This window comes from Pseudarthrobacter sp. PvP004, from assembly GCF_017876035.1.
Taxonomy (GTDB): Bacteria; Actinomycetota; Actinomycetes; order Actinomycetales; family Micrococcaceae; genus Arthrobacter; species Arthrobacter aurescens_A.
Map to the genome: position 1 here is coordinate 4,416,675 of NZ_JAGINL010000001.1, position 12,678 is coordinate 4,429,352.

10 protein-coding genes are annotated in these 12,678 nt (G+C 63.7%); 2 read left to right on the forward strand and 8 right to left on the reverse strand.

Features of this window, described 5'->3' with window-relative positions; all coding sequences use genetic code 11:
• Positions 1-47: 47 nt before the first annotated feature.
• On the reverse strand, positions 48-1,610 hold the full coding sequence (locus J3A64_RS20175) for an alkaline phosphatase family protein (RefSeq protein ID WP_210065589.1): 1,563 nt from the start codon (positions 1,608-1,610) through the stop codon (positions 48-50).
• Between the two features lie 267 nt (positions 1,611-1,877).
• Between J3A64_RS20175 and J3A64_RS20180 the strand changes: the two genes are divergently transcribed.
• Positions 1,878-2,381 carry a DUF456 domain-containing protein gene (locus J3A64_RS20180; protein ID WP_210065591.1) on the forward strand — a complete coding sequence of 168 codons (504 nt, stop codon included), beginning with the start codon at positions 1,878-1,880 and terminating at the stop codon, positions 2,379-2,381.
• 93 nt (positions 2,382-2,474) lie between these two features.
• Here the strand turns inward: J3A64_RS20180 and purU are convergent, their stop codons facing one another.
• The 7 genes from purU to glyA are packed head-to-tail and all read right to left on the reverse strand — an operon-like array spanning position 2,475 to position 11,388.
• The gene (purU, locus tag J3A64_RS20185; RefSeq protein ID WP_210065593.1) at positions 2,475-3,374 is read right to left on the reverse strand and encodes a formyltetrahydrofolate deformylase; all 900 of its coding nucleotides are present in this window, start codon (positions 3,372-3,374) and stop codon (positions 2,475-2,477) included.
• A gap of 2 nt (positions 3,375-3,376) precedes the next feature.
• A complete protein-coding gene (locus tag J3A64_RS20190; RefSeq protein ID WP_210065595.1) occupies positions 3,377-4,768 on the reverse strand; it encodes an L-serine ammonia-lyase in 1,392 nt (463 codons plus the stop codon).
• Positions 4,768-5,427, reverse strand: a complete 660-nt coding sequence (locus J3A64_RS20195; protein ID WP_210065597.1) for a sarcosine oxidase subunit gamma — start codon at positions 5,425-5,427, stop codon at positions 4,768-4,770. Before J3A64_RS20195 ends, J3A64_RS20190 begins: the two co-directional genes overlap by 1 nt.
• Complete coding sequence (locus J3A64_RS20200) at positions 5,420-8,365, reverse strand: sarcosine oxidase subunit alpha family protein (RefSeq protein WP_210065599.1); 2,946 nt, start codon at positions 8,363-8,365, stop codon at positions 5,420-5,422. Before J3A64_RS20200 ends, J3A64_RS20195 begins: the two co-directional genes overlap by 8 nt.
• Positions 8,366-8,367: 2 nt before the next feature.
• Complete coding sequence (locus J3A64_RS20205; protein ID WP_210065602.1) at positions 8,368-8,784, reverse strand: sarcosine oxidase subunit delta; 417 nt, start codon at positions 8,782-8,784, stop codon at positions 8,368-8,370.
• Positions 8,785-8,800: 16 nt separating this feature from the next.
• Positions 8,801-10,021, reverse strand: a complete 1,221-nt coding sequence (locus tag J3A64_RS20210; protein WP_210065603.1) for a sarcosine oxidase subunit beta family protein — start codon at positions 10,019-10,021, stop codon at positions 8,801-8,803.
• Positions 10,018-11,388, reverse strand: coding sequence for a serine hydroxymethyltransferase (gene glyA / locus J3A64_RS20215; protein ID WP_210065605.1), 1,371 nt, complete (start codon positions 11,386-11,388; stop codon positions 10,018-10,020). Before glyA ends, J3A64_RS20210 begins: the two co-directional genes overlap by 4 nt.
• Before the next feature lie 151 nt (positions 11,389-11,539).
• Between glyA and J3A64_RS20220 the strand changes: the two genes are divergently transcribed.
• Complete coding sequence (locus J3A64_RS20220) at positions 11,540-12,211, forward strand: GntR family transcriptional regulator (RefSeq protein ID WP_210065607.1); 672 nt, start codon at positions 11,540-11,542, stop codon at positions 12,209-12,211.
• Positions 12,212-12,678: the final 467 nt, after the last annotated feature.

Sequence of the window (12,678 nt, forward strand, 5' to 3'; positions counted from 1 at the left end):
GTGCTGGGGAGCGTCGCCGTCGTTCTTTGCTTAAGGCGCGTGACTGATTAGCGGTCCAGAGTTACCTGGTCCACCGTCCAGAAGGCGCTGTTGGTGCCGGTGTAACGGAAGCTGATCTTTGCCTTCTTGGCCCCCTTGGGAACCTCCAGTGCCAAGGATTCGAAGCCGTTGAAGTTGGCGGTGTAAGACTTCGCCAGCTGCGGGGTGCCGCCGTCGTAGCTGACGAACACCTCGCCGCTTTGGGGTCCATCAATCCTGTAGTTGGAAGCGAAGGAGAGTGTTGCGGTCTTGCCACCCTTCACCTTGAACTCTGGGCTGACAAGCGTTGAGTCGAACTGTCCGGCAGCGTGCGCCTTGTCATCCCATTCATCCGAGTCGGCAACTGCGAAGACGTTTCGGTTGCGGACGGAGGTTTCACGGCCCTGGTTGCGGTCCACGTTGGTCCAGAACTCATCCGTGGCAAAGGACCAACCCCGCCATTCGGTGACGCCCCCGGCGGGCATCGCGGAGTTGTCTATGCTCCAGCCTTCGGGAGCCGTGGTGGTCCAGCCCTTCACATCGGGGGCGGGGGCTGTTTCGTCACCGCGCGTCTTCAGGCTGGTTCGGAGGGAATCGAAGGCGTCCGCTTCGATGTCCGGGAACGCCTGCCCGTCCAGGTTCCAGGCCGCCTCAGGAGTGATGCCTTCATGCTTCAAAACAGACGGGGCGATGTCAGTGATCTTGACGTCGTTTCTGATGCTGCCGGACTCGATGCCCTTGCCTTGGGCAATGACGAAGGTCTGACGCTCGGCGGCAGTGCTCCCGCCGTGGCCGCCGGTGGGGGTGTGGCCGTGGTCCGAGGTGAGGACCACGAGCCAGTCCTCGGACGTATAGCCGGGGCGGTTCTTCACAGCGTTGAGGATCTCACCCACCTGGCCGTCCACCCTGCGCAGGGCGGCAAGGTATTCCTCGCGCTCGGTGCCGTAGGAGTGTCCGGCCCCGTCCACTTCATCCAGGTGGATGAAAGTGCTGTCCGGGTTGCCGTTGGCCAGGTATTCCATTGCCTTCGCCGTGGTGCCGGCATCGTTGCCGCCGGCGATCCTCAGGTCCACATTCTCGCCGAACACTTTTTGGGGGATAGGGGACCAGGTGCCCACCACCAGTGTGGACGCTTTCGGCTGCGACGTTTCGAGGCGGCTCAGGTAGTCCGGGTACTGGCCGTAGTTGGGTGCCGCGAAGTTGTTGTCCACCACGTTGTGCTTGTCCGGCCACACTCCCGTGGCAATGCTCGACCATCCTGCACCTGACACCGTGGGGGCCATCGGGTTGGCGAACAGGTTGCTTGTGGCGGTCATGCCGCCGTCCATGAGGCCCTGCACGTTGGGCATGCCGGCGGTGCCGAATTTGGCGATCGCTGCGCCGTCGAGGCCGATCACCAGAGTCTTTTTGCGCTTGCTGCCGTCGGGGAGACCGGCGTAGCTGGCATTCGTTGAGTTGCCGGTTGCGGCATCGTTCGGAGTTTCGGGTGCAGCTACCGCGGCGGACGGGAGTACGACGGCGGCCGCCAGGGTTAGTGCGGCCGTTGCCAAAGCTGCGCGGAAGGGACGGGCGTTGTCCAAGGGTTTCTCCATTTTCGGGTCCGAATAAAAGCTGCCGATCACTGGTTGCCGACAGCCTGACCCTTCAACCCTGCCGCTTTGGCCTAAGCCAAAACAAGGCTAATCGCTAGTTGTATAGACAAGTTATCCTGCCGTTAAGATACTGTTTTCCAACCCATACTCATCATTCGAGGACTCCAATTCAGCTCCAAGGGTCCAGTTGTTCATACAGCCATCTGTTCTCGGAGCGCCGTCGTGGTGGACGCCAACTGTTGACGCACCACACCTAGACTGAGGGTCATGAACGCCGAACTTATCGTGACCATCCTCTGCGGCCTGGCCATAGCAGTCGGCGTGGCCGGAACCATCATCCCCGTCCTTCCGGGCAGTATCCTCATCGGCGCGAGCCTGCTGGCCTGGGCCATTTGGGGAGGTGCAGGTCCACTCGGCGGGGTGATCTTCGCCGTCGGAATGGTGTTTGTGGTGGCTGGAATGGCCGCCAGCGCCGTCCTCACCGGACGCAAGCTCAAGCAGCACGGCATTCCCAACCGGTCCGTGCTGATCGGCGTCGTGCTGGGTGTTGTGGGAATGTTCGTCATTCCCGTGGTGGGGCTCTTTGTCGGCTTCGCTGTGGGGCTCCTTCTCAGCGAAGTGCAGCGAACCCGTGACTTCCGCACGGCCGTCCGGTCCAGCGGTGCTGCACTGAAAGCGACCGGCATCGGCATTCTGGTGGAGTTCGGTCTAGCCTGCGCGGCAGCCAGTACGTGGATCATCGGCGTGTGGATCAACGCTGTGAACGGCTAAGCCCTTAAACGCCAATTCGATGGTTCCCTGCACACACCGCCGTTCGCCACAGCGTAAGCGCCAAGGAACCATCGAAATGGGTGCTTGCAAGCCCTACTTCAACACGATCGTCCTGTTCCCATTCAGGATGATCCGTCCCTCGCAGTGCCAGCGAACGGCGTTGCTGAGGGCCTTGCATTCTGTGTCCCGACCGGCGGCTACGAGATCGTCCGGTCCGAACGTGTGGTCCACTTCCACTACCTGCTGGGCGATGATGGGACCTTCGTCCAACTCGCCGTTCACGTAGTGGGCTGTGGCGCCCACAGTTTTCACACCACGCGCGTAGGCCTGGTGGTAGGGCTTGGCACCCTTGAAACTTGGCAGGAACGAGTGGTGGATGTTGATGGCGCGGCCGTCCAGCTTGCGGGCCAGGTCGTCACTGAGTACCTGCATGTAACGCGCCAGCACAATGAGTTCCACGTCCAGTTCGTCGATGATTTCCAGCAAGCGCCCCTCGGCTGCCGGCTTGGTGGCTGCAGTGACAGGGATGTGGAAGAACGGGATCCCATGCCACTCCGCCAAACCCTGGTGATCGGTGTGATTGGACACCACGCCCACTACATCGATGGGCAGCTCGCCAATCCGTGCGCGGAACAGGAGGTCGTTCAGGCAGTGCCCAAACTTGGAGACCATGATCAGGACGCGCCTCTTGTATCCCTGGCGTTCCAGTTGCCAGTTCATGCCGTACTTCTCGCCAACGGGGGAGAAAGCAGAACGCAGCTCTTCCACGGTTGATTCGTCGCCGGAGGAGGCGAAATGCACCCGCATGAAGAAGTGGCCTTCGGCACGATCACCGAACTGCTTGTTGTCGATGATGTCGCAGCCGTGGTCCAACAGGAACCCGGACACAGCGTGCACAATTCCGGGACCTTCGGGGCAGTCGAGGGTAAGGACGTGTTCCACAGTGGTCTCCGCGGAGGAGGCGGCAGTGGTTTCGGTTTGGATGGCAGTCATGGCTAGCACTCCACTACGTTGACGGCGAGGCCCCCACGGGAGGTCTCTTTGTACTTGGATTTCATGTCTGCGCCTGTCTCGCGCATGGTTTTGATGGCCTTGTCGAGGGACACTTTGTGGCTGCCGTCGCCGTGCAGTGCAAGGCGGGCGGCGTTGATGGCTTTGACGCTGGCGATTGCGTTGCGTTCGATGCAGGGGATCTGCACCAGCCCGCCCACGGGATCGCAGGTGAGGCCCAGGTTGTGTTCGATGCCCACTTCGGCGGCATTTTCCACTTGCTCGGGCGTTCCGCCGAGGACCTCGCAGAGACCGGCAGCAGCCATGGAGCAGGCGGAACCCACCTCACCTTGGCAGCCGACCTCGGCACCTGAGATGGACGCGTTGATCTTGAACAGGATTCCGACGGCGGCCGCCGCCAGCAGGAACCGCACGACACCGTCGTCGTTGGCTCCTGGAACAAACTTTGTGTAATAGTGCAGCACTGCCGGGACAATTCCGGCGGCACCATTGGTTGGGGCGGTGACGATCCTGCCGCCCGCGGCGTTTTCCTCGTTCACGGCCAAGGCGAACAGGTTCACCCATTCCATGGCGAGGAGAGGATCGGCAGAGTGCGCACCGTTCAGCTCCGCGTCGGTTTCGGAAAGCTTTTTGAACAACGACGGCGCCCGTCGCCTGACCTTCAGGCCTCCCGGCAGGATTCCCTCGGCAGAGCAGCCGTTGTCCACGCATTCCTGCATGACAGCCCAGATGCCCAGCAATTTCTCACGCAGTTCCTCCTCGGAGCGCCACACGAGTTCGTTGGCCAGCATGATGTCCGAGATCGACTTGCCTTCGCGGAGGCAGATGGCAAGGAGCTCGTCTGCAGTGGTGAAGGGGTAGGGCAGAACGGTGTCGTCGGCTACCACTTTGTCTGCGCCGGAGACGTCACCGTCCACCACGAAGCCGCCACCGATGGAGTAGTAGCTGCGTTCCCGGAGCACGCCGCCCGTGTGGTCCAACGCGCGGAACGTCATGCCGTTGGGGTGTGCAGGCAGGGACTTGCGACGGTGCAGGACCACGTCCTCGTCCCAGTTGAAGTCCACCCGGTGGTTGCCGCCCAGGCGCAGTTCGGCGTCGAGTGCCGCCGCCGCTACTTGGTCGTCGGCCGTGGTGGTGTCCACAGTCTCGGGGGAGTGGCCTTGCAGCCCCAGCACCACGGCTTTGTCTGAGCCGTGGCCCCGGCCGGTGGCGCCCAGGGAGCCGAAAAGCTCAGCCTGGACGCGCACCGTAGCCGGAAGCTGGCCGGACGATTCGAGACCGTCCGTGAACTGCTTTGCCGCGCGCATGGGGCCAACCGTGTGTGAAGACGACGGCCCGATGCCAACAGAAAACAGATCAAGCACACTCAATGCCATTAGGGGACCTCAGGTGAGGCGTACTCCCGCATGGCGTCCAGGAGCCAGCGTCCCAGGAAGTCGGCAAACGAGGCCCGGGGAAAGATCCGGTAGGACTCCTCCGAGGTCTTCCAGAGCATCACCGGGATGTGGGCGAGTTCCGTGGACACAGCCGTGCCAGCCTTGAAGACGCGCGGGTGCAAGTCCAACGCGCAGGTCTTCTCCAGCACTGCGCGGGCGTGGCTTCCGGAGAGTTCGAACGTGGTGCGGTTGGCGGACAGGTCCACCACCTGGCCTGCGTCGCCGCCGAGAGCTGCGGTCAGGTCGCTGACCAGGGATCCGCCCAGTGAATCGTGGGCCTCCTCCGGCGCTACCACCATGAACTCGGTGGGGCCCAGCCACAGGGTGTTGACGGAGTCCTTGCCGGGTACCGCACTGCCCGTCACTTCACCGCAAGCGGCAGGCAAGCCGCCGGTTACGGACGCAACCCGGGCACCGGCGTCGGACGTTCGGTCAACCCGAACCCCCACCATGGCTTGGTACGGGATTTCGGTGAGCGTCACCGTGCCCGGCACGGAGCCGGAGGTGAAGGCGTCAGCCAGGTGCTCGGCCGGGCTGCGGCGGGCACCCCGGACGCGATCGACGTGTGCGGTTTCTGCTGGTGTTGCTGTTTCAGCCATCTTTGCGGGTCCCTTCAGCATCGAAAAGTACGGTTTCGCCAACAACCACGTCCACCAATTGGTCTCCCAGTGAGGCCACCAGGGTCTCGCCGATGCGGTTGCGGCCGTTTTGAATGAGAGCCAGGGCGAAGGAGCGGCCCAGCGCGGCGCTGTGGTAGCTGGAGGTCACGAAGCCCTCCATGGGGACGGGTCCGTTGGCCGGGTTGACCGGGATGCCCTTTTCCACCAGCTGCGTGCCTTCCGGCAACCGCAGCGAGTGGTCCACCGGAAGGACGCTCACCAAGTGCTTGCGGTCCTCGCGGCTTGCGTCCTGGCGGAGGTAGGAACGCTTGCCGATGAAGTCTTTGGCCTTGGAAACGATCCAGTCCATGCCTGCGTCCTGCGGGGTGACCGTGCCGTCGGTGTCCTGCCCGACAATCGGGTAGCCCTTCTCGGCGCGGAGCACGTGCATGGTTTCCGTGCCGTACGGGGTGATGTTGAACTCGGCACCCGCGGCAGCAACTGCTTCCCAGGTGTTGAGGCCGTACCAGGACGGGATGTTGATTTCGTAGGCCAGTTCGCCGGAGAAGGAGATACGGCAAATGCGGGCCTGAACTCCGGACGCCAACGTGGTTTCGCGGAATGTCATGAAGGGGAACGCTTCAGCATCCAGCCCGCCGTTTTCGGCCAGTTCCGGAGCTACCTTGGCGATCACGGCGCGGGACTTCGGGCCGACAACGGCGATGGTGCTCCACTGCTCGGTCACGGACGTGCAGACCACGTCGAGTTCCGGCCACTCCGTCTGGTGCCACTCTTCCAGCCAGTCCAGCACCTTGGCTGCGCCGCCGGTGGTGGTGGTCATGAAGTAGCGGTCATCGTCCAGGCGCAGGGTCACACCGTCGTCGAAGATCATGCCGTCCAAGGTGCACATCACGCCGTAGCGGGCGGATCCCGGGGCGAGCTTCTTGAACGCGTTGGTGTACACGCGGTTCAGGAATTCGCCGGCATCCTTGCCACGGATTTCGATCTTGCCCAGCGTGGTGGCGTCCATGAAACCCACGGAATCGCGGACCGCAGCGCATTCACGCAGGACGGCCGTGTCCATGTCTTCACTGCCCTGCGGGTAGTACCAGGGACGCTTCCACTGTCCAACATCTTCGAACAGTGCGCCCTGGGCAACGTGCCACGGGTGGATGGAGGTCACGCGGGCGGGGTCGAACAGCTCGCCGCGCTGGCGGCCGGCCAGGGCTGCGAAAGCTACGGGCGTGAACGGAGCGCGGTACGCCGTTGTTCCGATCTCGCCGACGCCGGGAATGCTCTCTGCGCCGCCGAACTTCAGCGCAGCGGCAATGACGCCGATCGCGTTGACACCGGACGTCTTGCCCTGATCGTTGGCCGTGCTGATGGAGGTGTACCGCTTGACGTGCTCCACGGAACGCATGCCCGCTCCGGTGGAGCGGAGGACGTCGGCCACTGACTGGTCGCGCTGGAAGTCCACGAAGTGGTGGTGCCACTCGCCGGGCTCACCGGTCTGGCCGGGAACCAGCCAAAGCTGGCGGCTCGGAGCGCTCGCCACAGGAGCCTGCAGTTCCGCCGGGGTGGTCGCGGACTCGAAACCAGCAGCGATGGACGCTGCCGCTCCCGCCGAGATGCCCTCTGCCAGGCAGTCCTGGAGTTCGTAGCTGCCACGGCCTGCGCCAACAACCTGCTGGTCGCGGACAGGCTTGGTGGGGATGAAAGCAGCGAGCTCGTCGTCCCAACGCAGCTTGCCCTGGCGCTGGCTGTGGAGGTGGACCACCGGGCTCCAACCACCGGAAACTGCCAGCAGATCGGCAGCCAACTGTTCGACGCCCGAGGTGAGTTCGCCGTCGTCGTTAATGCTGCGGACGGTGACACCGCTCAGGCGGCCATTCTCATCTGCGGAGGTGTCCGCCACGGCGCTGCCAACGAGTACCCGGATACCGGACTCGACGGCGGCAGCGGCCTTCGCGCTGATCTGCGGACGGGCATCGACGACGGCGGCAACCGCCACGCCTGCTGCCTTCAGGTCCGCGGCAAGAGCGTAAGCGGAATCGTTGGTGGTGCTGATGACCACGCGGGATCCTGCTGCCACGGCGTAGCGGTTCAGGTAGGTACGGGCGGCCGAAGCGAGCATGATGCCCGGACGGTCGTTGTTCTCGAAGACCAGCGGACGCTCGTGGGCGCCCGGAGCCAGGACAACCTGCTTGGCACGGATGTGCCAAATACGCTGGCGGGAGACACCCGATGCTGCCGGAACGCTCAAGTGGTCCGTGCGGTTCTGGGCCGCGATGAAGTAGTTGGAGTCGTAGGAGCCGAAAGCCGTGGTGCGGTTCAGCACCGTGCATTCTGCAGCGGAAACCAGCTCGGCTTCCACATCAGCAACCCATTCAAGGGCCGGCTTGCCTTCAATCTGCTCGGCGAGGCCCTCGGCGGTTGAACCGGAGAGCAAGGAGCCACCAAGTTCGGGCTGGTCGTCGATCAGGATGACGCGGGCACCGGTGCGGACAGCTTCGCGGGCCGCTGCCAGGCCGGCGATGCCGCCGCCGACAATCAGTACATCCGTGTGGACGTACTTCTTGTCGTACTCGGCCTTGTCCTCGTTCGGGTCAAGCTTGCCCAGGCCGGACAGGAGCTCAATGTTCATGCCGTCCACCAAGGAAACAGCGGTGGCGGGAAGCATGGATTCAGCAACGTGTCCGCGGAAGCGGGGAGCGATCTTGACCAAGGCGTTGGACTCTTCCACGCCGGCGGCCATGATGCCGCGGGGTCGGTCCTCGTACAGGGAGTTGCCGGCGTTGATGTGGCCGTTCGCCAGCAGTGCCGAGGCGATGGTGTCTCCGGGGTGACCGGTGAATTCCTGGCCGTCCACGGTGAAGCGCCAAGAGATGCTGCGATCGATGCGTCCGCCGGTGGCGAGGCGTGCGTTCTTGCTGGTCACTTCTAGACTCCTTCCGAGGAGATGGGGGTGGTGGCCGTGGGGGAGGCGGCGCCGGGGGCGAGGCCGGGTTCGCCCGCTTGGCCGAAGTCACCGGCCTGGGTGAACTCACCCGGCTGGGTGGGTTCGCTGCTTTGGCCGGAGGTGTTCAGGTCCGGCCGGGGCTGGCCCATCGCGTAGATCGAGTGGATGTCGTAGCTCACGGTGTCGCGGAGCATGTTGAACCACTGCCGGCATCCGGTGCTGTGAACCCAGCGCTCGGCGAAGGTGCCCTTGGTGTTCTCGCGGTAGAACAGGTATTCAGCCCATTCACGGTCCGTGAGGTCGTTGGGGCTCTCCGGGTAGGCGATGTGCGCCTGGCCGCCGTAGTGAAATTCGGTTTCGTCGCGTGGCCCGCAGTTGGGGCATGAAATGAGGAGCATGTCTTTCCTGTCCTGGCTAGTGGGCCACGGCTGCGGCGCCGTGTTCGTCGATCAAGGCACCGGTCTCGAAGCGTTCCAGTGCGAACGGCTTGTTAAGCTTGTGCGGTGCGCCGGTGGCAATGGTGTGCGCGAACGTCAGGCCGGCCGCGGGAGTGCCCTTGAAGCCGCCGGTGCCCCAACCACAGTTGACGAACATGTTCTCCACCGGGGAGAGGCCCACAATCGGGGAAGCATCCAGCGTGGTGTCCACAATGCCGCCCCAGGTCCGGAGTACGTGTGCCCGGGCGAAGATCGGGAAGAGCTCAACGGCTGCTGCCATCTGCTCCTCGATCACGTGGAACGAGCCGCGCTGGCCATAGCCGTTGTAGGAGTCCACGCCGGCGCCCATCACCAGTTCGCCCTTGTGCGCTTGGGAGACGTACACGTGGACGTGGTTGGACATGACCACCGTGGGGTGGACCGGCTCGTGCAGTTCGGACACCAGAGCCTGTAGCGGGTGGCTCTGGATCGGCAGGCGGAAGCCGGCCATTTCTGCCAGGACTGAGCTGTGGCCGGCGGCGCACAGGCCCACCTTTTCGGTGTTGATGGTGCCGCGGGTGGTCTGGACGCCGGTCACCCGGTTGCCGTCCTTGATGAAACCCGTGACTTCGCAGTTCTGGATGATGTCCACGCCCAGTTCATCGCACTTGCGGGCGAAGGCCCACGCCACGTGGTCGTGCTTGGCGATACCTGCACGCGGCTGGTACGTGGCGCCCATGACGGGGTAGCGGATGTTGTCGCTGATGTTCAGGATGGGGCAAAGTTCCTTGACCTGCTGCGGGTCCAGCCACTCGGCGTCCACGCCGTTGAGGCGGTTGGCGCCCACGCGGCGAATGCTTTCGCGGACATCGCCCAGGGTGTGGGCCAGGTTCATGACACCGCGTTGGCTGAACAGGAAGTCGTACTCCAGCTCTTCCGGGAGGATTTCCCAGAGCTTGAGCGCGTGCTCGTAAATGGCAGCGCTCTCGTCCCAGAGGTAGTTGGAACGGATGATGGTGGTGTTGCGGGCCATGTTGCCACCGGCCAGCCAGCCCTTTTCCAGGATGGCGATGTTGGTCATGCCGTGGTTCTTCGCAAGGAAGTACGCGGTGGCCAGGCCGTGCCCGCCGCCGCCCACAATCACGGCGTCATAGCTCTTCTTCGGATCCGGGTTGCGCCAGAGGAAGTCCGGGTGCTCGGGGAGGTGGTCTGCACTCACTGGGCTGCTCCAATCAGTTCTGCTTCGGTTGCGGCGCCATTGCCGTTGTTGTTCAGGTGGGGATAGAGGGGGAACTTCTCCGCCAGCGCGGTCACGCGGCGGCGGAGCTCGACGGCGGTGGCGTCGTCCAGGGCGACGTCACCTTCGGTGCCTGCTTCGGTGCCACTGTTCGCTGCGGCGATCAACGCCGTCGCAATGATGTCCGAGACTTCGGTGAAGTCCTCGGCGCCGAAGCCGCGGGCGGCGAGGGCTGGTGTGCCGATGCGCAGTCCGGACGAGACCATCGGCGGGCGGGGGTCGAAGGGGACCGCGTTCCGGTTGACCGTGATGCCGATGCGGTGCAGGGTGTCTTCGGCCTGCTGACCGTTAAGTACTGAGTGGCGGAGGTCGGCGAGGACCAGGTGGACGTCGGTTCCACCGCTGACCACGGAGATGCCGGCTGCGGCAACATCGTCCTGCAGGAGGCGCTGGGCCAGAATCTTGGAGCCCTCGAGGACGCGGACCTGGCGTTCCTGGAATTCCGGCTCCGCTGCCATCTTGAACGCGACAGCCTTGGCTGCGATGACGTGCTCCAGCGGACCACCCTGCTGACCGGGAAAGACGGCGGAGTTAACCTTCTTGGCGATGTCGGCGTCGTTGGTCAGGATCACGCCGCCGCGGGGACCGCCGAGGGTCTTGTGGGTTGTGCTGGTGACGATGTGGGCGTGCGGCACCGGGCTGGGGTGAAGTCCTGCCGCGACGAGACCTGCGAAGTGGGCCATGTCCACCATGAGGTAGGCGCCTACCAGGTCCGCGATGCGGCGGAATTCAGCGAAGTCCAGCTGGCGGGAGTACGCGGACCAGCCGGCGACAATCAGCTGCGGCTTGCTCTCGAGGGCCAGGCGTTCAACTTCCGCCATGTCTACGGTGTGGGTGTCCTCGCGGACACCGTACGGGACAACCTTGTACAACTTGCCGGAGAAGTTGATCCGCATGCCGTGGGTCAGGTGGCCGCCGTGGGCCAGGTTCAGGCCCATGATCGTGTCGCCGGGAGTGATCAGTGCGTGCATGGCCGAAGCGTTTGCCTGTGCTCCGGAGTGGGGCTGAACGTTGGCGAATTCCGCGCCGAACAAGGACTTCAGACGGTCAATGGCAAGCTGTTCGATCACATCAACGTGTTCGCAGCCGCCATAGTACCGCTTGCCCGGGTAGCCCTCGGCGTACTTGTTGGTCAGCACCGATCCTTGGGCTTCCATGACGGCCGTGGGGGCGAAGTTCTCAGAGGCGATCATTTCCAGCGTGGACTGCTGGCGGATGAGTTCCTGGGCGATCGCCTGATCGACCTCCGGGTCCGCCTGTGCGAGCGGGCGGATCAGCGGTTCAACCATGGTGTTCTCCTTCTGAAGTACTTGAAGCGGCCATCTGTTAGGCAACTGATATATTAGAACTATTGCCATAGTATGTTGGAGATCACATAGTCGTCAACAGGTCTTCGGTAACTCATCCAACAGACTGGGATTACGACAACGGGAGAGAGCAATGAGCGCAGCATTGGAAGCACTGGAAACAGCTCCGCAGGGCACGTCCCTCGCGGAGAACGCATACCTGCTGCTGCGTGACAGGCTCATCATGCTGGATATCAAACCCGGCGATCCCATCAATGACGGTCAGATCGCCAGCGAACTTGGCATAGGGCGCACTCCCGTCCGCGAAGCCATCAAACGGCTGGAGAGTGACCACCTGGTGGTCTCCTACCCTCGGCGCGGAACGTTCGCCACCGGTGTGGACATCACCCAGCTCGCCGAGGTCTCCGAAATCCGCGAGCTCCTGGAACCTTTGGCCTCCAGGAAAGCTGCCCGCATGGCCAGTCCGGCCATGCGCTCGGAACTCCGCACTGTGGCTGCTGCCATTCGTGACCTTGAAGGCCAGGACAACTCCTCCCAAGAACTCATGCGCTACGACATCCAAGTGCACCGGCTCATCTACAAGGCCTCCGCCAACGCGCACCTGGAAGACGTTCTGATCCGGTACGACAACCTCGCCACCCGCATCTGGTGCCACATGCTCGAGAAGATGCCCTCCGTGTCCGGGCATATCTCCGAACACGCCGACCTCCTCACGGCCATTGCCGACGGTGACGAAGACCGCGCCGCCGAGCTCGCCCTGCACCACGTAGTCAGCTTCGAAGAGACCATCCGCAAGGTCCTCTGACCCTCTCTCACATCCCTCGTGTTTGAGCCCAGCGCTCTCTCACATCCCGCGTGCTTGAGCCGTGCCGCCTCCCGGTGGCGGTGTTATCCCCTGCGCGCTCGCTCGATCCTCGCTTAGATGCGCGCTGCCGGATAACCCCACCCTCCCGACCCTCTCTCATATCCCTCGGGTTTGAGGCGGACCCTCTCTCACGTCCCTCGTGGTTGGGGTGGACCCTCTCTCACGTCCCGCAGGGTTCTCTTCTGGATGCAGCCCCCCTCGGGCCCATGGGGCTAATCTGCTCCGACCCTTCGGCTCCCGTCGCCTGGCCGAGGGAGCGTACGCAGCCGCTAAGGGTGGAAGGCTCGACGTCGATGCCGACTTGAGTGCCGACGTCGCCTCCACTTCACCTTGCTGAGAGAGCGTTCGTGATGTGGGCGTGGGATGTGAGAGAGCGTCGGTGGGTGTAGGGGCGGCCTCGTTGGCCG

Coding starts and splice junctions, on each gene's coding strand:
- purU (WP_210065593.1), bottom strand. CDS start 3,374: ATGACTGCCATCCAAACCGAAACCACTGCCGCCTCCTCCGCGGAGACC.
- J3A64_RS20195 (WP_210065597.1), bottom strand. CDS start 5,427: ATGGCTGAAACAGCAACACCAGCAGAAACCGCACACGTCGATCGCGTC.
- J3A64_RS20220 (WP_210065607.1), top strand. CDS start 11,540: ATGAGCGCAGCATTGGAAGCACTGGAAACAGCTCCGCAGGGCACGTCC.
- J3A64_RS20190 (WP_210065595.1), bottom strand. CDS start 4,768: ATGGCATTGAGTGTGCTTGATCTGTTTTCTGTTGGCATCGGGCCGTCG.
- glyA (WP_210065605.1), bottom strand. CDS start 11,388: ATGGTTGAACCGCTGATCCGCCCGCTCGCACAGGCGGACCCGGAGGTC.
- J3A64_RS20180 (WP_210065591.1), top strand. CDS start 1,878: ATGAACGCCGAACTTATCGTGACCATCCTCTGCGGCCTGGCCATAGCA.
- J3A64_RS20175 (WP_210065589.1), bottom strand. CDS start 1,610: ATGGAGAAACCCTTGGACAACGCCCGTCCCTTCCGCGCAGCTTTGGCA.
- J3A64_RS20205 (WP_210065602.1), bottom strand. CDS start 8,784: ATGCTCCTCATTTCATGCCCCAACTGCGGGCCACGCGACGAAACCGAA.